Raw genomic sequence first — 22,050 nt, 5'->3', positions numbered from 1 at the left:
TTGTGATCCGTTACACTTATTCATATCAGGTGTCTTGACTCACTCTACTGGCTCGGTACTGTTTGCTTACTTCGTTAGACTTATAGGACATAACATGGACGCAGAGCAGTTAATTAATGCCATCACACCTGAGGCTTATGAGCGTCTACTATTTGCGGTAGAAACTGGTAAGTGGCCTGAGGGTACTCCACTTTCAAAGCAGCAGCGAGACTCTTGTATGCAAGCTGTGATGTTGTATCAATCTAAGCATAATGTACAAGCGCAACATATGACAGTCGCCAAAGGTGGGGAAATCAGTTTTAAGTCGAAAGCCGAGTTGAAAAAACAGTTTCAACCTGAGCAAAGCGATATTGTTCGGGTGAATCCGAACGACGAATAACAAAGATTTTCGGTCGGTAAATACACAAAAGGTAGGAGCAATCCTACCTTTTGTTGTTTGCTATCAGGAAACTTATTAGACCAATGTTCTGATCAGCGATGTATCTTGTTTGGTATTAACCGCAGCACTTTTTGAATTTTTTACCGCTACCGCAAAGACAAGGATCGTTTCGGCCGACTTTAACGCTCGAAACGGTCTGCTCGAGTCGCGGGTCAACTTGGGGCTCTTGTGACGGGAAAGCGCCGTCAATGTAGTACCAAAGTCCGTCCTGCTTGATAAAGCGTGAACGCTCTTCAAGGCAATACTGCTGGCCCTCTTGACGGAAGTACGCTTTGAACGTCACAAAGCCTTCATCAGCATGGCTACCCTGTTCACAGTGGACCACTTCAAGCCCACTCCAATCACTATCAACCGATTCGGTAATCTCAAGGCGCTGCTTCTCCGCTTCACAGCTTGGGTGGTAGGTCGCGACGACAAAATCTACTAAGCCCATAACATGAGCGCTGTATCGTGAGCGCATTAACTGCTCTGGTGTCTTGGCTTGGCTGTGGTCATGGTGAATTAAGGCACAGCACGTTTTGTAAGGGCTTGGGTTGCCGCATGGGCAGGAACTCATAACGTCTCCGACTAATTGGTTTTGACAGAAAGTAGATCCGCTGTCCATTTGACCGATGCGTCATAGCATTCGCTCAAGGTCTCTTGTTCGATCCCTAGTTGCTCACAGTATTGGCCAATTGCGTCCCACTCTGCTTGCTCGTATGCCTTGGTCAGCGTAAGAATGCTGCCCAGTATGCCTTGGTTGTTTAGAATTGCGAGTTTAATTGATTTGTCCACCGAGATTTCATCGATAATTTGCTCGATTGGTCGGTCGAGTAAGCTATCGAGTAGTGAAAACATACCAGTGAGGAAGGCTTGGCCTGACTCAAGTTTGGTGTCAAGGCGTGAGGCTAACAATTCGCAGTAACGAGCTCGTTGGATAGAGAGCCCATAAAGGTAATCGGGTTTGCTGTCTTGGGTCGAGGCGAGCGCAACCAAAGAGATAAACTTTCTTAGCTTATCTTCGCCTAGGTAAACCAATGCTTGTTTAAAGGATTGAATCTGCGTCAGGACAATCGACGACGAGTTGACGAATGTTAGCAGTTTGTACGACAGCGTGAGATCTTGACTGATCAGTGACTCAATCGCAGCAAAGTTCATATCTTCTTTGGCGACTTCAGAAAGCAACTGCACCACAGTAGTAAATGAAGGCTCAAGCGATTTACGAGAGATCATCTCTGGTTTGCTAAAGAAATAACCTTGGAAGTAATCAAAGCCAGCTTGTTTAGCTAGTTCAAATTCTTGATATGTTTCAACTTTTTCTGCGAGGAACTCTATCTTAGTGTTGCTGAGACGAAGAATGAAGTTGCGCGCTTTTTCAATCGGTACTTGGCGAATGTCGAACTTAATGATGGAAATGTATGGTAGGAAGGCTTTCCACTCTTTACGCGGCACGAAATCATCAAGGGCGATCTTATAGCCGAGTTTCGCCATCTCTTTGACTGCTTGAAGCAGTTCTTCGGTCGGCTGACAATCTTCAAGGATTTCAACCACTAAGTTTTCAGCTGGAAATAGTGTTGGTACACGATTTATCAGGCTTTGATAAGGAAAGTTAACAAAGCCTAGCTTGTCGCCCAGCGTCTCGTAATGGGTTGAGAGAAAATGATCAGACAGTAAACGGCTGGTGGCCTGTTCAGGGTCTACTTCTGGGAAAGTGTTGTTGGGCCCGTCCCTAAAAAGAAGCTCATAGCCAACCGTTTGCTTGTTTATGTCTAATATGGGTTGTCTAGCTATATATGAGTATTTCAAGGTCGTAACCTGCTCCGTGTAAAAAATCTATGCGCGCTTGCGACCAAATATGAGGGCGATATTGTGCATAAATGAACGCGCTTAACCAGAAAAAGGTCTTTGTTGTAACTCGAAATTATTTTTATCGAACACCAACACTGAGCCTTGAGTGTACCAATCTCCTAATACAATTCTAGTACAGGGCGTCTGGTTTAGTTCAAATGTGTGAACCTTAGGTCGGTGAGTATGGCCGTGGATCATCAGGTCCACTTGATGGGATTGCATCACTTGCTCAACTTCACTCTGGGTCACATCCATGATGTCTAGAGACTTAGTCTGTTTATCGGTTTTGATATCGGATTGAACCTTACTGACAATCTTCTTTTTTATTGACATCGGAATGCGATTAAACACCCATTGCAGCCATGGCTGATGAACTTTTTTTCGAAATTCGAGATACTTCACATCTTGCGTGCACAGCGTGTCGCCATGGAGCACCACCGCCTTGCGGCCATAGAGGTCAATAACGGTTTCATCGCCAAGAAGCTTGACGCCTGTCTGGCGCGCAAACCGTTGACCGACGAGAAAATCACGGTTGCCTTGAGTGAAGTAGCAAGGGATACCACGCTCGGTGAGCGTTTTAAATTCAGAGCGAATCTGATTGGCGAACTCGGAGCGGTCGTCATCGCCAATCCAAAACTCAAACAAATCACCTAAAACATAGAGCGCCTCGGCTTGTATCGCTTCTTGGCGCATAAAGCGGATAAAGCACTCAGTGGTTTCGGGTGTTGAGGGAGACAGGTGGAGGTCTGAGATAAATAGTGTCGTCATAGGGTCATAAAAAGAGAGCGCAGAATGCGCCCTCAGATATCATCTTATTCTTCGATAGTCGTGCCGGTGATCACAACGTCTTCTAATGGTACATCTTGGTGCATGCCCATTGAACCTGTGCTGACGCCTTTGATCTTGTTCACCACGTCCATACCGTCAATAACTTCACCAAATACACAGTAACCCCAACCATCAAGGCTTTCGCTACGGAAGTCTAGGAATGTATTGTTGTTAACGTTGATAAAGAACTGTGAGCTTGCAGAGTGCGGTTCCATAGTACGCGCCATGGCCAAAGTACCCACTTTGTTGCTCAAACCGTTGTTTGCTTCGTTTTTGATTGGCGCGCGAGTCGGTTTCTCTCTCAAACCTGACTCCATACCACCACCTTGAATCATGAAACCGTCGATAACACGGTGGAACAGTGTGTTGTCGTAGAAACCATCACGGCAGTACTGTAGGAAGTTTGCGCTTGTTTCTGGTGCTTTTTCTTCGTTGAGCTGAATTTTGATGTCACCAAAATTAGTGTGAAGGGTGATCATGATTATGTCCTTTACAGATGTTTTTGACTTGAATGGCAGATTCTAGCTCAACTTGACAGACATTTATACGTCAAAAGTTCACCTTGAGAGGGCGGTATCGGTACCAATGACGGCTTTTTAGTCGCTTGAGGGATTACCTAACCCAGCGTGACTTGATATACTGACCGACCTTTGATATCACCCAACTATTAGAAAGAGATCATGTTAAAGATATATAACACACTCACAAGACAGAAAGAGGAATTCAAACCAATCAATGCTGGTAAAGTGGGCATGTACGTCTGTGGGGTAACCATCTATGATCTCTGTCATATTGGCCACGGTCGCACCTTTGTCTCCTTTGATGTGGTCTCTCGTTACCTGCGTTACTTGGGCTATGACCTAACCTTTGTGCGCAATATCACCGACATCGATGACAAAATCATCAAGCGTGCCAATGAGAATGGCGAAAGCTGCGACTCTTTGACAGAGCGCCTGATTGGTGAAATGCACGCCGACTTCGATGCGCTCAATATGAAGCGTCCAGATATCGAGCCCCGTGCGACCGAATACATTGCTGAGATCGTAGAGCTGGTCGAAAAACTGATTGAACGTGGTTTTGCTTACGTGGCGAGCAACGGCGATGTCATGTTCGAAGTAAGCAAGTTCGATGAATACGGCAAGCTGTCCAAGCAAGATCTAGATCAACTGCAAGCCGGTGCTCGCGTTGATGTCGAAAGTGCCAAACGTAGCCCGTTAGACTTCGTTCTTTGGAAAATGTCTAAACCAGGCGAGCCAACATGGGAGTCGCCATGGGGACCAGGTCGTCCAGGCTGGCATATCGAGTGTTCAGCAATGAACTCGTCTATTTTGGGTAACCACTTTGACATCCACGGTGGTGGCTCTGACTTACAATTCCCACATCATGAAAATGAAATTGCTCAGTCTTGCTGCGCACATGGTACAGAGTATGTGAATACTTGGATGCACAGCGGCATGGTAATGGTTGATAAAGAGAAGATGTCTAAGTCACTGGGTAACTTTTTCACCATTCGTGATGTACTAGAGCACTATGACGCCGAAACGGTTCGTTACTTCCTGATGTCGGGTCACTACCGCAGTCAACTTAACTACAGTGAAGAGAACCTCAATCAAGCGCGCGCCTCTCTCGAGCGTTTGTACACTTCGTTGCGTGGCCTAGACCTTAGCGTCCCTGCGGCGGGTGGTGAAGAGTACGTTAAACGCTTTACTGAAGCGATGAATGATGACTTCAATACGCCAGAAGCCTACTCAGTGCTTTTTGATATGGCGCGTGAAATTAACCGCCTTAAAGGTGAAAACCTCGAACAAGCCAGCGCGTTGGGTTCATTGATGCGTGAGTTAGCGGATGTGATCGGTATTTTGCATCAAGAGCCAGAGGCTTTCCTCAAAGGTGATGCAGGCAGTGATGATGAAGTAGCTGAAATCGAGGCATTGATCAAACTGCGCAATGACAGTCGTGCGGCTAAAGATTGGGCGAATGCCGACATGGCACGCGATAAGCTGACCGAGATGGGTATTGTGTTAGAGGACGGGCCAGAAGGAACGACTTGGCGCCGTAAATAATTTTTAAGGGCTGTATTTGCAGCCCTTTTTTCTACGCTTTTTTATTTTTATGGGAATTAATCTGTGGCTCAGATGTACTTCTACTACTCAGCAATGAATGCGGGTAAATCAACCACTCTTCTTCAATCATCTTTTAACTACCAAGAGCGTGGCATGACGCCAGTCATTTTTACTGCTGCGCTTGATGATCGCTACGGTGTTGGCAAGGTCAGCTCTCGCATTGGCTTACAATCAGATGCGCATCTTTTTCGCGCTGAAACGAACCTCTATCAAGAAATTGCAGCGCTGAATGAGGCAGAAAAACGCCATTGCATCTTGGTCGATGAGTGTCAGTTCCTGACCAAAGAGCAAGTTTACCAGCTGACTGAAGTGGTCGACAAACTGCATATTCCCGTTCTCTGCTACGGCTTGAGAACCGACTTTTTGGGCGAGCTATTTGAAGGCAGTAAGTACCTGCTTTCTTGGGCAGATAAGCTGGTAGAGCTTAAGACAATTTGTCACTGTGGACGCAAAGCGAATATGGTGATCCGAACCGATGAAAACGGTGTCGCGATCAAAGAGGGTGATCAGGTCGCGATTGGCGGTAATGATAAATATGTGTCTGTTTGCCGCGAGCATTACAAACAAGCCCTAGGAAAATAGCAGTAGGGCAGAGTGTTCATCACCCGTTGAACACAAAAAAGCGAAGCTCAGGGCTTCGCTTTTTTGTTGGTATTCGAAAAATTCGATTGCCTAAAGCAGTTCGAGATTAACGAGCACGGAAGACGATGCGACCTTTTGATAGATCGTATGGAGTCATCTCTACAGTTACTTTGTCACCAGTAAGAATACGGATGTAGTTCTTACGCATTTTACCAGAGATGTGAGCAGTAACTACGTGACCGTTTTCTAGCTCAACACGGAACATTGTGTTTGGAAGAGTATCAAGGACAGTGCCTTGCATCTCAATTACGTCTTCTTTAGCCATTTAATCCTCTTTTAAAAAATGGGCAATTTTCAGCGGCTTATCATGCCGACAAAAATGAAATAAGTAAAGTTGGGGCGTATTCTACCCTTGCCAACGCTGATTTACTAGCCTTTGATGACGCTGAAATCGGACTTTGTAGTTCATCGCCGGGCATTCATCAATCTGATAACCCAGATAAAGCCACTGTTTTCCTTGCTGTCGACAATACTCTGCTTGATACAGCACCGCCAGAGTGCCCAGAGACAATGGATGAGCGGGATCGAAAAAGGTATAGAATGCGCTGGCGCTATTGGACAAGATATCAGTCACCGCAATCGCGATCAGTGTGCCGCTTTGATACAGGTGTAAAAACTGGGTATTAAGCCAATTACACTGAGAAAATTGGGCGAATTCGTTGCGCTTTGGCGGGTACATCGACCCATTACGGTGCCTTGCCTCGATATAGTGTGAATAGAGATCGAACCAATTGTCATCCATGGACTCTTTCAATTGCCACTCTATCGAGTGGGCTTTATTCAGTAGCCGCTTTTGGTTGCGAGAAAGAGTAAAGTCTGGAATGGATACTCGAATTGCCTGACAGGCTTGGCAACGATCACAATGCGGTTTGTATATGGTATCCCCACTGCGACGAAAGCCATTGGCCAGCAAGACTTCGTAGCTCGACCCGCAATGCATTGCCGGATCCAGCGCCACAGCGACCCGCTCTTGGCGATCACTCAAGTAACTGCACGTATGATTGTCAGTTAAACCGATTCGAATTTGCTGCAGGTCTGAACTCATCAAGGTTTAGGTCTCGCTCTGTAAACGCTGTTTTGCATAACAGTTTTCTAATACGGAATGGCTCTTAAAGGATAGCAGCGTTTGCAGAAAATCGGCTCGCGGTAACTCATAGGCACCCAGCGAGGCAAGGTGAGGGTTCATCACTTGGCAGTCGATCAGTTGCCCATGGTGAGATTGGAAATGCTGACAGAAATACCAAAGCGCAATCTTAGATGCGTTGGTTTTTAGGCTAAACATCGACTCACCACAGAAGATTTGTCCCACCGCAACGCCGTACAAACCGCCTATCAGCTCACCGTTATCCCACACTTCAACCGAATGACAATCGCCTTGTTGTGCTAGGCGTTTATAGGCGACTCGCATCTCGTCGCTCAACCAGGTCTCTTCTATACTGCGGGTGGAAGCACAATGGTCAATCACTGCCTCCGTCGCATGATTAATTGTGACTTTATATTGATGCTTGCGTTGAAACTTTTTGAGACTTTTGGCCGGTTTGAAGGTCTTAGGATCAAAGACGGCGCGAGGTGATGGGCTCCACCATAAGATGGGCTCCCCCGGACTATACCAAGGAAAAATGCCACTTTGGTATGCCAGAAGTAAGCGTTCAGGTTGGAGATCCCCACCCAGGGCGAGCAGTCCATTGGGATCGGATAACGCCTCATAGGGCGAGGGAAACCAAAGCTCGTCGGTGTCTAGCTCAGTCAGGTACAGCGCCATGATAGATAGGAGTCGTGAATGAAAAAGTGGATATGGATCATATTGGTTTTTCCTTTGATTGCCAATGCAGCCTACGAAAGAAATCGCGCCCGGCCAGTCAACCAAGTGGTGTTTGGTCAGGTCGACAGTGTCAGATACATCACCCAGCAACAGTGGGTACAATCGCAAGCCAACGGATGGGAGACGCTGCTCGGTGCGGTCGTCGGTGGTTTGGTTGGTGCTCAGTTCGGTGATGGGCGAGGTCAAGAGGTGGCAACGGCGGTGGGAGCGGTTGCTGGCGCCGGAGTTGCTCGTCACCAAGCGCAGCAAGAGTATCGCATTGAATTTCAATTAGTGGAGTTACTGGTGCAAACCGAGCAGGGGCAATTGATCGACATTATTCAAGATGTCGATAACAACATGCTTTTCAGCCGAGGTGACCAAGTACGTATACTCTATTTTGATGATGGTGTGAGGGTTGATAAAGCCTACTGATAAGATTTCAAGACCGTGTCTATCCGTCGACATAATTATTCAGTTTTAATCGCTGTTTGGCTCTGGTTTTACGCGAGTTTTTTAGATAGTCTGCAACAACGAAGAATTTTTCATCATCCCATTTAGGAAGGTGGGATGAGCAAGGACTAACAATTTTAATGGAAAGCCTTACGTTACAACCTATCAGCAAAGTCAATGGTGAGGTCAACTTACCCGGTTCAAAAAGTGTGTCAAACCGCGCGTTACTGCTTGCAGCATTAGCAAAGGGAACGACCCGTCTTACTAACCTACTCGATAGTGACGACATTCGTCATATGCTTAATGCCCTGACTCAACTTGGTGTCCGTTACACCTTGTCCGCCGATAAAACGGTATGTGAAGTGGAAGGTCTGGGGCATGCTTTTCAGTCGGAGCAAGGACTGGAGCTATTTCTGGGCAATGCCGGCACAGCTATGCGTCCCTTGGCGGCGGCGCTCTGTTTAGGCAGCGGCGAATATGTGCTAACCGGTGAGCCGAGGATGAAAGAGCGTCCAATTGGTCACTTAGTGGATGCACTACGACAAGCAGGCGCACAGATTGAATACCTTGAGAATGAACATTATCCGCCGCTGAAGATTCATGGCACGGGTTTAAAAGGGGGCACGGTCGAAATTGACGGCTCAATTTCTAGCCAGTTTCTTACTGCGTTTCTAATGTCTGCGCCACTGGCACAAGGTGACGTGACGATCAAAATCGTCGGCGAGTTAGTGTCTAAGCCTTACATCGATATTACATTGCATATTATGCAGCAGTTTGGTGTTGAAGTAGAAAACCGTGATTACCAAGAATTTGTGATTCGCCAAGGTCAATCTTACGTCGCTCCTGGTGATTTCCTGGTAGAAGGGGATGCCTCTTCAGCGTCGTACTTTTTGGCTGCTGCTGCCATCAAAGGCGGTGAGATTAAAGTCACGGGTATTGGTAAGAACAGTATTCAAGGCGATATTCAGTTTGCCGATGCACTGGAGAAAATGGGCGCGCAGATCGAGTGGGGCGACGATTACGTTATCTCACGAGTTGGTGAACTAAAAGCGGTGGATATGGATTTCAACCATATTCCTGATGCGGCGATGACTATCGCTACCGCTGCACTGTTTGCTAAGGGAACGACGGCAATTCGCAATGTCTACAACTGGCGAGTCAAAGAAACAGACCGGTTGGCGGCGATGGCGACTGAGCTGCGTAAAGTCGGCGCTGAGGTTGAAGAGGGGCATGACTACATTATTATCACGCCACCAGAGCAGTTGACCCACGCGGCGATTGATACCTACGACGATCATCGGATGGCAATGTGTTTCTCTTTGGTTGCCTTGAGCGATACGCCGGTGACCATCAATGATCCTAAATGTACGTCCAAGACGTTCCCAGACTACTTCGATAAGCTGGCTGGATTGAGTTGCTAATTGCGATAAAACCATCACTACCAAAAGGGTTGCCCTATTAAGGCAACCCTTTCTGCATTTATGAGCTTAAGGTGAATTCTTTCGACAAGTGATGGGCTAAGTACTTGAACATGTTAAATACAGCCGTGGTTTGCGTGGTTGGCAGTCCTTGTTCATCAAGAAAATAGTTACCTTTAAACACCAGCACATCTTCTTTTTCCTCGACGCTGTCAGCGCGCATTCCTTCAATATAATCGTCGTGTGATTGAATGATATGGTTGGCGATCATCAATAGCTCATTTTCAGAGATGACTTTCTTCTCGCTCATCGGGTTCTACCTTCTTTATTGGGGCGTTTAATACAGTGTGAATGGCCTGATTGTAGGGACTTGAAGGTAAAAATCCAATGCGTCAGATCAACCCCGCTTTATACCAGGGTGGATTGGGTTTTGTGACTAGTGGCAAAAATTCTTTCGATAAGTTGGTAACTTTTTGCTCCTGACGTTTAGTATGTCCCACCTTTTACGCCGTTTTGTACTCAGTCTTGCATTGATTGTCTTGATTTGACTGATTTAGGGTACATCGCCGATTTGTCGAGCAATCAAGATCGAATTTTAAAAAAAGATATTGATCTTCTAGCATTCTCGCTCAATAGTAAAAAAAGAAGCAAAGTATTAAGTATGTCGTGCGATAAACTCGCACTCGTTAAAGGACACTTGAGTCAATTATGGGTAAGTCACTGGTTATTGTGGAGTCGCCAGCCAAAGCGAAGACCATCAATAAGTATTTAGGTAAGGACTTCATTGTAAAGTCCAGTGTAGGTCACGTTCGTGATCTACCTACTGCTGGCCAAAGTACTGGCCAGAAAGCAGCCGCGGTATCCACTAAAGGCTTAAGCGCCGAAGAAAAAGCACGCATTAAAAAAGAGAAAGATCGCAAAGCTCTGATCAAGAAAATGGGCATCGACCCATATCATGGTTGGGAGGCGAACTATCAAATTCTTCCCGGCAAAGAGAAAGTTGTCGCAGAGCTACAGAAGCTGGCTAAAGATGCAGACAGCGTCTATCTCGCAACCGATTTGGACCGCGAGGGAGAGGCTATCGCTTGGCACCTTCGTGAGATCATCGGCGGCGATGAACAGCGATACAAACGAGTCGTATTTAACGAGATTACCAAAAATGCCATCCAGCAAGCGTTTGAAAAACCGGGCGAGTTGAGCATGGATGGGGTGAACGCTCAGCAGGCAAGACGCTTTCTTGACCGTGTTGTGGGCTTTATGGTGTCACCTCTGTTATGGAAAAAAGTGGCGCGTGGCCTTTCCGCTGGTCGTGTCCAGTCGGTGGCAGTGAAGCTATTGGTTGAACGCGAGCGTGAAATCAAAGCCTTTGTACCAGAAGAGTTTTGGGATATTCACGCCGACACCAAAACACAAGACAAAACCGACTTCCGATTGCAAGTCGCCCAGAAAGATGGCGTTGCTTTCAAACCGGTAAGTGAAGCCGAGACCAAAGCTGCGATGGCGGTGTTGGAAAAAGCGCGCTACGAAGTGTGCAAACGCGAAGACCGCCCAACGTCGAGCAAGCCTTCTGCCCCATTCATTACTTCCACACTGCAGCAAGCGGCGAGTACTCGTCTTGGCTATGGGGTTAAGAAAACCATGATGTTGGCCCAGCGCCTGTATGAAGCGGGTTACATCACCTATATGCGTACCGACTCGACCAACTTAAGTGCTGAGGCCGTGGAAACGGTTCGTGGCTTTATTGGTGACGAGTTTGGCGATGCTTACTTGCCTGCTAAGCCAAATGTCTATGGCAGCAAAGAGGGCGCACAAGAAGCGCACGAAGCGATTCGTCCTTCTGATGTGACGGTGAAAGCAGACGACCTTAATGGAATGGAAGCGGATGCGCACAAACTGTACGCGTTGATCTGGAATCAGTTTGTGGCGTGTCAGATGACACCAGCCAAATACGACTCAACCACGGTCAGCGTAAAGGCTGCCGAGTACACCTTGAAGGCCAAAGGCCGCATCTTGAAGTTTGACGGTTGGACGCGTGTTCAGCGCCCTCTGGGTAAAAATGAGGACCAAATTCTTCCTGCGGTTCAGGTGGGTGATAGCGTTGATCTGATCAAGCTTGATCCGAAACAACACTTTACTAAGCCGCCAGCGCGCTTCACCGAAGCCGCGTTAGTGAAAGAGCTGGAAAAACGAGGTATTGGCCGTCCTTCGACTTACGCTTCTATCATCTCGACCATTCAAGACCGAGGTTACGTCAAAGTCGAACAGCGTCGTTTCTATGCCGAGAAAATGGGTGAGATCGTTACCGATCGCCTAGATGGCAGCTTCGATGACTTGATGAACTACGAGTTCACCTCGCGCATGGAAGAGAAGCTTGACCAGATTGCGGAAGGAGAAGCCAACTGGAAGGCCGTGTTGGATGATTTCTTCAACGACTTCACTGGCGACTTGGCAAAAGCGGAACTTGATGAAGATGAGGGCGGCATGAAGCCAAACCACATCGTTTACACCGACATTGAGTGTCCGACGTGTTCAAGACCTATGGGTATTCGTACTGCCTCTACCGGCGTTTTCCTAGGTTGTTCGGGTTATGCGCTGCCACCAAAAGAGCGTTGTAAAACCACCATCAACTTGGGTGATGAAGAGGGTATCATCAACGTCCTTGAAGAAGACGTTGAAACCGCAGCTCTGCGCGCTAAGAAACGTTGTCCGATTTGTGAAACCGCAATGGATGCGTACTTGATCGACGATAAACGTAAAATGCATGTTTGTGGTAATAACCCTAACTGTGAAGGCTATGTTGTCGAGTACGGTGAGTTCAAAGTCAAAGGCTATGATGGTCCTGTTGTCGAATGTGATAAATGTGGCAGCGACATGGTGCTCAAGAATGGCCGTTTTGGTAAGTACATGGATTGCACTAGCGATGATTGTAAGAACACGCGTAAGATACTAAAAAATGGTGAAGTGGCGCCGCCGAAAGAGGATCCAGTTCACTTGCCAGAGCTGCCATGTGAAAACTCTGATGCTTACTTCGTACTTCGCGATGGTGCCTCTGGGCTGTTCTTAGCCGCGAGCACATTCCCGAAATCACGCGAAACTCGAGCGCCTTTGGTTGAGGAATTGGTCCGTTTCAAAGACCGTATCTCGCCAAAATTCCATTATTTGACCGAGGCGCCGCAGCAAGATCCTGATGGTCGTCCTATGGTGGTGCGTTTTAGCCGTAAAACCAAAGAGAACTATGTTCGTTCTGAAATCGACGGCAAACCATCGGGTTACACTGCGCTCTACGTTGATGGTAAGTGGGAAATCACTGACAAGCGTAAGAATGCCGCCAAGTAATAACAACTAAACTAAAAAGCAGCCAGTCGGCTGCTTTTTTTGTGCTCATAAAACAGTGCTTCATACCACTCGCTAGCGCCACCAATGATGGCTTTGGCCAATCTTTTGCACCGGCCCGATTAATACCAAACAGCATAAATATCTGGTCATTCTTGCTGGTTAAAATCGCTGATAGCGTCGTTATAGATTTTGTAGGTAGGTCAACTAGCTAGCTGCAATCTATGCCTTGCTCTCAACGATTTTTCCTGCGCAATTATCTGATCACCTATTTATCCCGTTTGGTATAACACGGCCATGAGTCGCGCTAATGTAGAGTGGGTGTTACTAACTTGTATCTCGTTACGCTTAGAGTGTGAGCTAACGCAGGCGGCGAAAAAGTAATTAATGTGAGGCCGAGAGTACAGCATATTTTAAATTGTAATCTTCACTGAATAAGATAACTTATATCTAACCCCTTGCACACATCATCGCGGGAACACCTTCTCCCCCAACTACTTGATGTGATATTGCTTAAGCTGCATATGGCACCTGACCAATGGGTGCAGTTGATGGAATTATTAGGATGGATCTCCCCAAACCAAACGATTCATCCACAGACAAAAATAAAATGGAGAACAATACATGGCTGGAGTTTTGGGAATGATCCTAGCAGGAGGCGAAGGGTCTCGCCTGCGCCCTCTGACGGAATCTCGTAGTAAACCCTCTGTACCTTTTGGCGGTAGTTATCGTCTTATCGACTTTGCTCTAAACAACTTTGTTAACGCTGACCTGATGCGTATCTACGTGCTTACGCAGTTTAAGTCTCAATCCTTGTTCCACCATATGAAGAAAGGCTGGAACATCAACGGAATTACTGATCGCTTTATCGACCCGATTCCTGCGCAAATGCGTACTGGTAAGCGCTGGTACGAGGGCACCGCCGACGCCATCTATCAGAACTTACGTTTTATGGAGCTGGCCGAGCCTGAGCAGGTGTGTATTTTTGGTTCCGACCATATTTATAAAATGGATATCAAGCAAATGCTTGATTACCATAAAGAAAAGAAAGCGTCGTTGACGGTGTCCGCACTGCGCATGCCTCTTTCTGAAGCGTCTCAGTTTGGTGTTATCGAAGTCGATGAAGAGGGAAGAATGATTGGCTTTGAAGAAAAACCCGCGTCACCAAAGTCTATCCCTGGCGACCCAAATTCGGCACTAGTGTCTATGGGCAACTATGTGTTTGAGGCCGAGAAACTGTTCTCTGAACTGATTGAAGATGCAGACAATCCTGACTCATCACACGACTTCGGCAAGGACATCATTCCTAAAATGTTCCCTCATGGTGATGTGTATGTTTATGACTTCAGCACTAACCGTATTACTGGTGAAAGAGAGGAAGTGTATTGGCGTGATGTGGGCACCATAGATGCGTACTGGGAAGCGCATATGGACTTGCTTGAAAAAGACGCGCCTTTTTCTCTCTACAACCGTAAGTGGCCACTGCATACATACTACCCACCGCTACCACCGGCGACATTCACCGATTCTGATAATGGGCGAGTCCAAATCATTGATAGCCTAGTTTGTAACGGCAGTTATGTCCGAGGCTCTCGAATTGAAAAATCGGTCCTCGGTTTTCGCAGCAACATCGCTTCGGCTTGTGATATCAGCGAATCGATTCTTCTTGGCGATGTGAAAGTCGGCGAGGGCTGTGTACTGCGCCGTGTGATTGTTGATAAAGACGCAGACATTGCGCCAGGTACACAAATCGGGGTTAATTTGTCCGAAGATAAAAAACACTTCCACGTGTCAGACGACGGAATTGTGGTGATTGCTAAAGGAGCACGAGTTGGCTACTGAGAATTTATCCGTTCTATTTGTAGCATCAGAAGTTGAAGGGTTAATTAAAAGCGGTGGCTTGGCAGACGTTGCCAAGGCACTCCCTCAATCGCTGCGCGAGCTGCAACAAGATGTACGTTTGACGCTACCAGCATACCGAAATATCGCTAATATCTCAGACGCTGAGGTGTTACTCAGCACCCAGCTTGATCATTGGCCGCACACTGAGTATCAAGTTAAACGGTTAGAGGTCGGCGGTGTGCCTGTCTATGCGATTGACTGTCGCCAGTACTTTGACCGCCCAGAGATGTACGCTGAGAACAATCAGGCTTATGCCGACAACGGTGAGCGCTTCGCATTTTTTAGTGCAGCGTGCCTCGATATGTTGCCTAAGCTTGGCTTTCAGCCGGATATCGTCCATACCAATGATTGGCATACTGGTTTCGTCCCTTACTTGCTTAAGCATCGTTACGCTGCAAACCCTTTTTACACATCGATCAAGAGTATTCTATCGGTGCACAATGCGGTGTTTAAGGGCGTGTTTAGCTACGATGAAGTGCAATTTCTCCCTGAAATGCATACTCGATTTGCGCCTGACGCGGCGATCAGCAGCAGCCACATCACCATGCTAAAAGCGGGTGTGATGAATGCGGATAAGATCAACGCTGTCAGCCCTACTTATGCGCAAGAGCTGACGACAGAGCTCGGTAGCCACGGTATGGCGGTCGAGTTTCAAAGTCGAGCGCTGGATTTGGTAGGGATTCTCAATGGCTGTGATTATTCGGCCTGGAATCCGCACACAGACCCACTGTTGCCGGTGAATTACCAAGCAATACTTGAGAGTATGGTGAGTGGTAAGCAAGCTTGTAAGCGAGAGCTACAGCAGCGGGCGGGTCTTGAGCAATCTGATGTGGCGATGTACGGCATGGTTTGTCGTTTGACCCATCAAAAAGGCGTGCACTACTTACTGCCTATATTACAAGACTTCCTACAAAACCAACTGCAAGTGGTGATTGTCGGCACGGGCGACCCCAAACTGGCCGCAGAATTGCGCTCAGTTGCGGATAGGTACCCAAACAAGCTGGCATTTATCGAGGCGTACGATAATGAGTTAGCGCATTTGGTGGAAGCCGGCAGCGACTTTTTTGTTATGCCGTCAGAGTTTGAGCCTTGCGGGCTTAATCAAATCTACAGTATGGCTTATGGGACTTTGCCGATTGTACGTGGCGTCGGTGGTCTGCGTGACAGTGTCCATGATTATGATACGGACCCATGCAATGCGACGGGTTTTGTATTTGAAGAGCCTGAGCCTTTAGCCTTGCTGGCAAAGCTGCAGCGCACTCTCTTGCTGTACCTACAGCAACCAGATGAACTCAAGCGAGTCCAACTGCACGCAATGCAACAAGACTTTTGCTGGAAAAAATCAGCTGAGGAATACATCGCGCTGTATAGAAGTGCACTTGGGCTATAACCAAACCAGAGATAGGCGTCGTTAAGGCGCCTTTTTTGACGACTACTTACAATTTTATCGCTACAATCATCAACAAATCTCTTTTGTTGACGTAATTTCCGCTATCTTTATGGTAACCTCCTATTCCAGATCGAAATCCTGTTAGTTTTTTTGACTATGAGTGACACTTTGCTATTCCACAAAACCTTTGCCCACCCAACCAGTGATGAATGGGTGGTATTTGTGCATGGTGCTGGTGGCAGTTCGTCGATATGGTTTAAGCAGATCAAAGCCTACAAACAGCACTTTAATATTTTGCTTATCGACCTGCGCGGTCATGGTAAGTCAAATCAATTGTTGAAAGAGTTGATGTCCAACCGCTATACCTTCAAAGCGGTCACACTCGATATCCTTAAAGTATTAGACCATTTAAAGATTCAGTCGGCGCATTTTGTAGGGATGTCGCTAGGTACGATTATTGTGCGCAACTTGGCAGAGTTGGCGACTGGGCGGGTTAAGTCAATGGTGCTTGGCGGTGCGGTGACGCGCCTTAATACGCGTTCTCAACTGCTGGTTAAATTGGGCAATTTGTGCAAGCACATTGTGCCTTATATGTGGCTCTATAGCCTGTTTGCATATATTGTGATGCCACAAAAAGCGCAAAAAGAGTCGCGACATTTGTTTATCCGTGAAGCGAAGAAGTTGTGCCAAAAAGAGTTTAAGCGTTGGTTTATTTTAACCGCTGAAGTGAACCCTCTAATGCGTTATTTCAAAGACCGAGAGCTGCCCATTCCCACTTTATATTTGATGGGCGAGCGCGACTATATGTTTATCCAACCGGTCAAAGAGATGGTGGCTGCGCACCGCAAAAGTCAGTTGTTAGAAATCGCTGATTGTGGTCATGTATGCAACGTAGAACGTCCAGATGAGTTTAACCATCACTCAATCGCATTTATCAAGCAGCAAATCTCTAGCGTGGGTTAAGGCGCATTACAACCGCACTGCCAGCATAATCCAAACTGAGCCTCATTCATTTCTCCGCACTGTTCACAGCGCCAAGGCGCCTTGCCATCGGCGCTGCGATACTCATCGATAAGCTGCTGTGCCAGCTGTCTAGACTCACTATCCAGCAGCCAGATGTATGGGGCACTGCTTTCCCCGAATGGAACCTCACCTTGTAAACTGAAAATGCCTTCGCCGCGCACCTCACAGTGAACCTGGTGGGATTTAAGGAGCTCACAAACAATGTGCGCTTCGGTTGGCGTTTCTGCGCTATATATCTTCACTAGGCGTTACCATTCGATGCGGAAGGGGAGGCTTTAACTTTGCTCATAATCCATTTAGCCACGATTGGAAAGAGCCCTAACAGCGCAAAAGAGATCAGCACGCTCGGTGAAACGATACCTGATAGACTCTCTATTTGTGCCAGCTGGGTACCCGCGTTTAAGTACACCGCTGTACCGGGCAGCATGCCTATTTGACTGACCAAGTAAAACCTAAAAGTGGTGATTGGCGTCAACCCCATCAAGAGGTTAATCAGAAAGAATGGGAAAACGGGTATTAACCGCAATGAAAACAAGTAGAAGGCGCCATCTCGTTCGACCCCTTGATTGAATGCGCTGAGTTTGTCGCCAAACTTTGATTGAACCCAATCGCGAAGTAAGTAACGACTACTTAAAAATGCCAATGTGGCACCAATGGTACTGGAAAAAGAGACCAACAATAGACTTGTCCAGAATCCAAACAGTGCCGCTCCCAATAAGGTGACCACCAGTGCACCAGGAATAGAAAAGGCGGTCACTGCAATATAGGCCACAAAGTACATAGAGGCCGCTAGAGCAAAGTTATTATCGATAAAGCTGGTCAGCTCGGCTTGCTGCGCTTTGGCGTTGTCTAAAGTGAGGTATTGGCCAAAGTTCATCCCAAGGATAACAATCAGAGCAACAAACACGGCCCCAAAAATAATCTTTTTATTCATTGCTTAGCTCCGTAGCGTAAAACAGCAAGTGCGATTTAAGTGTCATCAGACAAGACCGAGAAAGCAAGGGTTAAATTTCAGAATCAAAAAAGTCAGCCCGAAGGCTGACTTTTGAAAATGGGGTTAGTGGTTGAGCTGATTGAGCAGCTCTTCACGCCGCTGCTGCGGAATGACCGACCAGTGGGTGCCATTGATCGCGCCTTCCAAAGCCCATAGCAGCTCAATGTTAACATCAGCTGAATGGCTGGACTGAATTGCTTGGAAGGCTTTTACCGCGCCTGTTTGCTCAAGGCGTTCAACAGTTTCAATACCGGCCTTTTTTAACATACGCTCAGTCGCTAAGCGTAAGTTTGGTAGGTCTTTCAATCGGTTAGGCTTAGCCTGAGATTGAGTTTGCTTCTCTTTGTTTGCCGCACTCAGCGCATGACGGGCGATCTTCAGCGTTTTATTGGTATCTGAGATTAAGTCGTCATCGAGAGCGAAGTATTTGGTGACCACTGGGAAACCGCGCTTTTTGTAAACATACGGTTCTAGGCCTTGAGATTTGAACTGTTTTGCAAGTGCCGCATCGGCACGTACATGAAGTTTGTTGTTAACCACAAGTGCGAACATGGTGTCATCGGCAAAAATACCAAAACCACCAAACATCGAGCGAGACTTGATGCTTCCAAGCTGCTCAAAAAGTCGCATTGAGTCTTTTAAAATAGGTTTATCCATGCTGTCTTTTCTCGGTGTATAAATATACGCCACCAATTCAGGTCCGAGAGTGTAGCAAAATAATGCAGGTGCTGTGTCAGTATGATGTCATGCCGTTATTGGCCTGACGGACGACTCTATGCATATTTGCCATCGGCAACCCCGCTACCTGACATAAAATGTTTAAGGCCGGAGGCTTTGCGTCCCATCCTTTCGGAATGGTTTGCCCTGTTCGTGGCTGGTTTCGAACAGTAAAAGCATAAATAAAATATGCGCAGAGCATCACATTAAGATGAAATAAATGTGATTCAGTTCACGGAAAAGGTCGATATTGATTCACGAGGCCGATGGGTTTGACCCTCGGCCTCGAGAGTAGGCGGGCGCTATTTGTTGAGATGGCGAACGGTGTTGCGCTCGACAATCTCTGGATGCATTTCAAAGATGCGCTTTTCGTGCTCTTTATCTTTGATGCGCTCTAGAAGAATTTCGAAAGCATTTTTGCCGACACGTCGCTTAGGCTGATGGACGGTCGTCAAAGGTGGCGAGAAGTACTCGGCAAGCTCAATGTTGTCGTAGCCAATCACCGACATATCCTCTGGGATACGAATGCCTTTTTGCTGCAGACGGCTCATTAAGCCCAGTGCCATAGTGTCATTGAAACAGAAGATAGCGGTCGGCTTGTTGTCCATTGCGACGATTTGATCGGCGGCTAGAACCGCTGTGTCGCATTCGAAGTTGCCTTCCAAAATCCAATCCTCATTGACACTGAGGTTTGCTTCTGCCATCGCGCGTTTGAAGCCGCGAATTCGTTCCTGACATGCCGCTTTTTCAAAATGACCGCTCAGACAAGCAATCTCTTTGTGGCCGTGTTCAATCAAGTATTTGGTCGCAAGATAGCCACCTTCTTCAGAGTTGTCGATGATCTTATCGGCCTGTGAACTCTCAGGGCCCCAGTCCATGACAACTTTCGGAATGTCTTTATGGCGGTCCAGCATCTCACTTAACTCTTCAGTTAAATCAGAACACATCACCAAGATGCCGTCGACGCGTTTTTCCGCCAGCATGCGAATGTAGTCGCGTTGCTTTTCGTAGATGCCACCTGTGTTACACAAGATTAAGGTGTAACCTTGTCGATAGCAGTAGCTCTCTACGCCATCGATCACTTCTGAAAAAAACAGGTTAGTTGATTGAGTGACAAGCATGCCAATCGTGCGCGTTGTATTGCACTTTAAGCTACGTGCAACGGCACTTGGTGCGTAATTCAATTCCGCAACGGCTTCCATTACTTTTTCTTGAGTAGCTTCAGCAACAAAGCGCGTTTTGTTGATTACATGAGACACAGTGGTCGTTGAAACGCCAGCGAGGCGAGCAACGTCTTTAATAGTGGCCATAGTTTTGTCCTGTCGATGACTGCCTCGGGGGTATATTCAGTTTAGAATATTTGGGCAGAAGTATCAGAAACACAAAAACCGCTCTTAACTAGCGGTTTGTATTTAAGTCGTTAATTTTTATCGTTTGCGGTCACGATTTTAGACCGCAATTGATATAAGGGCAATCAAAAAACGCCGCAGTGGCATGCCCAAGTTCACATCGTTCTCTATTCATCACCGCTTAAGTAATGGCAATCTAGCTTGAGAAAAGCCTCGGTTAAACTGGTGATTGCTGAATAAAAGCCAAATTGGTCGAGGGTTTGGCATTTGGCACTAAATGTCGGGACCCAGCTCAATAAGTGGGTCTGAATAAAGGCTTGTTGCTCCTTGAGGGCTTCTTCCATGTGGCGCTCTTGCTCAAGCTCGTTTGAGCGAATGATCAGGTTACCCAAAAAGTCGAGTACGATGGCAATGTGATCCGCTGGTTCGTTGAGGCCTTTTTCGACACTCACGCCATGCTTGGCCATTAAGGCTTCGAGCTCTTTGGCTGGTGTGTCATTGAGTAGACCACTTTTTCCTATGTAGATTGAGGCGTATGGGAGCGCGGAGTCTCTATCCGATTTAAGAAACAAATCGCAAAAGTCTGCGGCCAGTTCAAGCTGAGCATCATCGCGGTCAAGTAACCGGTTGAGTGCGTCAATCACACGCTCAATCGCAGGTTTGAGTTGTGCATTTTCACCCAAACCACTTAAAAAAGAGCGAATCTGAGCAGAATGGTACTGCTGTAAGTTCTCTTCGGTGAGTTCGGTGGCAAACAGACTGGACAACCACCAGTAGATCTCTGCGCGTTTTTCATTAAATGCTTTAATTTCTTGCATTATCGGCAACTCCTAAAATATCTATTGATAAGTGTAACCAATAAAAATGAATAGCGGTAATGGCTTAGATGACAGTTTACGTCTGAATGTGAAAGAGTATGAATAGCACAGCAGTTTTGTCTTGCATCAAGAAAAAATCACCTTTCTCATTTTTCACTCTATATTTACTAGAAATGTTACTGTTTATGAATAGAATGTGGACAAAACCCAATGCAAATAAAGTGGTGTAGATGAGCTATCACGTACTCGTTGTAGAAGACGACCTAGTGACGCGCAGTAAACTAGTGGGTTACTTTCAAAATGAAGGCTACCAAGTAAGTGAAGCTGACAGTGGTCAGCAGATGCGCGATATACTGAGCAACAATGCGGTCGATTTGGTGATGTTAGACATCAATCTTCCTGGTGAAGATGGGTTAATGCTCACTCGAGAGCTTCGCAGCCAATCTGATATTGGCATCATCTTAGTCACAGGACGTACCGACAGTATTGATAAAATCGTTGGCTTAGAAATGGGGGCTGATGATTACGTGACGAAACCGTTTGAGTTACGTGAGCTGCTAGTGCGAGTGAAAAACCTACTGTGGCGTATTGCTTGTGCACGCGAAGGAAGCGTGAAAGGCAAGTCGTCTTCGGGCAACGACAATGTGGTCTGTTTTGGTGATTGGACTTTCGATATCCAGCGCCGTGCATTAAGCCGCAACGGTGAGCCAGTCAAGTTGACTAAGGCGGAGTATGAGTTGCTGGTCGCGCTCTCAAGTTACCCTAATCAGGTACTCAGTCGAGAGCGAATTCTTAATATGATCAGCCATCGTGTCGATGCACCGAATGATCGCACTATTGATGTCTTAATTCGTCGTATGCGAGCAAAGATGGAGTTCGACCCGAAAAATCCGCAAATATTTGTCACTGTGCACGGCGAGGGCTACATGTTCGCTGGCGATTAACTTCAGCACAAGATGAAAAAGACCGAGGCTTGCCTCGGTCTTTTAGCAT

The 22,050-nt window shown here is 46.9% G+C and carries 23 protein-coding genes and 1 riboswitch; of the genes, 10 read left to right on the top strand and 13 right to left on the bottom strand.

Annotated features, from left to right (window positions below; all coding sequences use genetic code 11):
- Positions 1–94 precede the first annotated feature (94 nt).
- Positions 95–379: a YeaC family protein gene (locus MTO69_RS08890; RefSeq protein ID WP_248328463.1), complete on the top strand. Its 285-nt coding sequence runs from the start codon at positions 95–97 to the stop codon at positions 377–379.
- Positions 380–494: 115 nt separating this feature from the next.
- Here MTO69_RS08890 and MTO69_RS08885 read toward each other — a convergent pair whose 3' ends face one another.
- The 4 genes from MTO69_RS08885 to MTO69_RS08870 form a co-directional block, all read right to left on the bottom strand.
- The gene (locus MTO69_RS08885) at positions 495–995 is read right to left on the bottom strand and encodes a YchJ family protein (protein WP_248328461.1); all 501 of its coding nucleotides are present in this window, start codon (positions 993–995) and stop codon (positions 495–497) included.
- Between the two features lie 11 nt (positions 996–1,006).
- Positions 1,007–2,224 (bottom strand): EAL and HDOD domain-containing protein, encoded by a 1,218-nt coding sequence (locus MTO69_RS08880; RefSeq protein WP_248328459.1) that lies wholly within the window; start codon positions 2,222–2,224, stop codon positions 1,007–1,009.
- A gap of 81 nt (positions 2,225–2,305) precedes the next feature.
- A complete protein-coding gene (gene lpxH, locus MTO69_RS08875) occupies positions 2,306–3,034 on the bottom strand; it encodes a UDP-2,3-diacylglucosamine diphosphatase (RefSeq protein ID WP_248328457.1) in 729 nt (242 codons plus the stop codon).
- Positions 3,035–3,078: 44 nt separating this feature from the next.
- Complete coding sequence (locus MTO69_RS08870) at positions 3,079–3,573, bottom strand: peptidylprolyl isomerase (protein ID WP_248328455.1); 495 nt, start codon at positions 3,571–3,573, stop codon at positions 3,079–3,081.
- A 201-nt stretch (positions 3,574–3,774) separates the two neighbouring features.
- On the opposite strand from MTO69_RS08870, the gene cysS reads away from it, so the two are divergent.
- Positions 3,775–5,157, top strand: coding sequence for a cysteine--tRNA ligase (gene cysS, locus MTO69_RS08865; RefSeq protein WP_248328453.1), 1,383 nt, complete (start codon positions 3,775–3,777; stop codon positions 5,155–5,157).
- Positions 5,158–5,220: 63 nt separating this feature from the next.
- On the top strand, positions 5,221–5,799 hold the full coding sequence (locus MTO69_RS08860; RefSeq protein WP_248328451.1) for a thymidine kinase: 579 nt from the start codon (positions 5,221–5,223) through the stop codon (positions 5,797–5,799).
- A 106-nt stretch (positions 5,800–5,905) separates the two neighbouring features.
- On the opposite strand, the gene infA is transcribed toward MTO69_RS08860, so the two are convergent.
- The 3 genes from infA to aat form a co-directional block, all read right to left on the bottom strand.
- Complete coding sequence (gene infA, locus MTO69_RS08855) at positions 5,906–6,124, bottom strand: translation initiation factor IF-1 (RefSeq protein ID WP_001040192.1); 219 nt, start codon at positions 6,122–6,124, stop codon at positions 5,906–5,908.
- 81 nt (positions 6,125–6,205) lie between these two features.
- Positions 6,206–6,904, bottom strand: a complete 699-nt coding sequence (locus tag MTO69_RS08850) for an arginyltransferase (protein WP_248328449.1) — start codon at positions 6,902–6,904, stop codon at positions 6,206–6,208.
- Positions 6,905–6,910: 6 nt separating this feature from the next.
- A complete protein-coding gene (gene aat / locus MTO69_RS08845) occupies positions 6,911–7,621 on the bottom strand; it encodes a leucyl/phenylalanyl-tRNA--protein transferase (protein WP_248328447.1) in 711 nt (236 codons plus the stop codon).
- Positions 7,622–7,639: 18 nt separating this feature from the next.
- Between aat and MTO69_RS08840 the strand changes: the two genes are divergently transcribed.
- Together MTO69_RS08840 and aroA are read left to right on the top strand one after the other, a co-directional pair.
- Positions 7,640–8,095, top strand: a complete 456-nt coding sequence (locus MTO69_RS08840) for a glycine zipper 2TM domain-containing protein (protein WP_248328445.1) — start codon at positions 7,640–7,642, stop codon at positions 8,093–8,095.
- Positions 8,096–8,253: 158 nt separating this feature from the next.
- Entirely contained in the window at positions 8,254–9,534 is a 1,281-nt protein-coding gene (aroA, locus tag MTO69_RS08835) for a 3-phosphoshikimate 1-carboxyvinyltransferase (protein ID WP_248328443.1), read from the top strand.
- 58 nt (positions 9,535–9,592) lie between these two features.
- Here the strand turns inward: aroA and MTO69_RS08830 are convergent, their stop codons facing one another.
- A complete protein-coding gene (locus MTO69_RS08830) occupies positions 9,593–9,841 on the bottom strand; it encodes a YciN family protein (RefSeq protein WP_248328441.1) in 249 nt (82 codons plus the stop codon).
- A 398-nt stretch (positions 9,842–10,239) separates the two neighbouring features.
- Between MTO69_RS08830 and topA the strand changes: the two genes are divergently transcribed.
- From topA to MTO69_RS08810, 4 genes are all read left to right on the top strand, one after another.
- Positions 10,240–12,867 (top strand): type I DNA topoisomerase, encoded by a 2,628-nt coding sequence (topA, locus tag MTO69_RS08825; RefSeq protein WP_248328439.1) that lies wholly within the window; start codon positions 10,240–10,242, stop codon positions 12,865–12,867.
- Between the two features lie 621 nt (positions 12,868–13,488).
- Positions 13,489–14,706, top strand: coding sequence for a glucose-1-phosphate adenylyltransferase (glgC, locus tag MTO69_RS08820; RefSeq protein ID WP_248328437.1), 1,218 nt, complete (start codon positions 13,489–13,491; stop codon positions 14,704–14,706).
- Positions 14,696–16,156, top strand: coding sequence for a glycogen synthase GlgA (gene glgA / locus MTO69_RS08815; protein ID WP_248328435.1), 1,461 nt, complete (start codon positions 14,696–14,698; stop codon positions 16,154–16,156). The genes glgC and glgA overlap by 11 nt, the downstream gene beginning before the upstream one ends.
- 156 nt (positions 16,157–16,312) lie before the next feature.
- Positions 16,313–17,119: an alpha/beta fold hydrolase gene (locus tag MTO69_RS08810; protein ID WP_248328433.1), complete on the top strand. Its 807-nt coding sequence runs from the start codon at positions 16,313–16,315 to the stop codon at positions 17,117–17,119.
- Here the strand turns inward: MTO69_RS08810 and MTO69_RS08805 are convergent.
- The 5 genes from MTO69_RS08805 to torD all read right to left on the bottom strand — a co-directional run bounded on the left by MTO69_RS08805 (position 17,116) and on the right by torD (position 21,057).
- On the bottom strand, positions 17,116–17,421 hold the full coding sequence (locus tag MTO69_RS08805; protein WP_248328431.1) for a DUF2007 domain-containing protein: 306 nt from the start codon (positions 17,419–17,421) through the stop codon (positions 17,116–17,118). The two genes, MTO69_RS08810 and MTO69_RS08805, sit on opposite strands and share 4 nt — an antisense overlap.
- Complete coding sequence (locus MTO69_RS08800; RefSeq protein ID WP_248328429.1) at positions 17,421–18,113, bottom strand: TVP38/TMEM64 family protein; 693 nt, start codon at positions 18,111–18,113, stop codon at positions 17,421–17,423. The genes MTO69_RS08805 and MTO69_RS08800 overlap by 1 nt, the downstream gene beginning before the upstream one ends.
- Before the next feature lie 123 nt (positions 18,114–18,236).
- A complete protein-coding gene (locus MTO69_RS08795; RefSeq protein WP_248328427.1) occupies positions 18,237–18,830 on the bottom strand; it encodes a TfoX/Sxy family DNA transformation protein in 594 nt (197 codons plus the stop codon).
- Between the two features lie 131 nt (positions 18,831–18,961).
- A riboswitch (cyclic di-GMP riboswitch) is annotated at positions 18,962–19,047 on the bottom strand.
- Positions 19,048–19,192: 145 nt separating this feature from the next.
- A complete protein-coding gene (gene purR, locus MTO69_RS08790; protein ID WP_248328425.1) occupies positions 19,193–20,200 on the bottom strand; it encodes a substrate-binding domain-containing protein in 1,008 nt (335 codons plus the stop codon).
- A 206-nt stretch (positions 20,201–20,406) separates the two neighbouring features.
- A complete protein-coding gene (torD, locus tag MTO69_RS08785; protein WP_248328423.1) occupies positions 20,407–21,057 on the bottom strand; it encodes a molecular chaperone TorD in 651 nt (216 codons plus the stop codon).
- Between the two features lie 230 nt (positions 21,058–21,287).
- Here torD and torR point away from each other — a divergent pair, with 230 nt between their 5' ends.
- On the top strand, positions 21,288–22,001 hold the full coding sequence (gene torR / locus MTO69_RS08780) for a two-component system response regulator TorR (protein WP_248328421.1): 714 nt from the start codon (positions 21,288–21,290) through the stop codon (positions 21,999–22,001).
- Positions 22,002–22,050 lie beyond the last annotated feature (49 nt).

Source organism: Vibrio sinaloensis (assembly GCF_023195835.1).
GTDB lineage: Bacteria > Pseudomonadota > Gammaproteobacteria > Enterobacterales > Vibrionaceae > Vibrio > Vibrio sinaloensis_C.
Note: the sequence above shows the minus strand (reverse complement) of the source record. Positions and strands in the feature narration are given on the sequence as shown.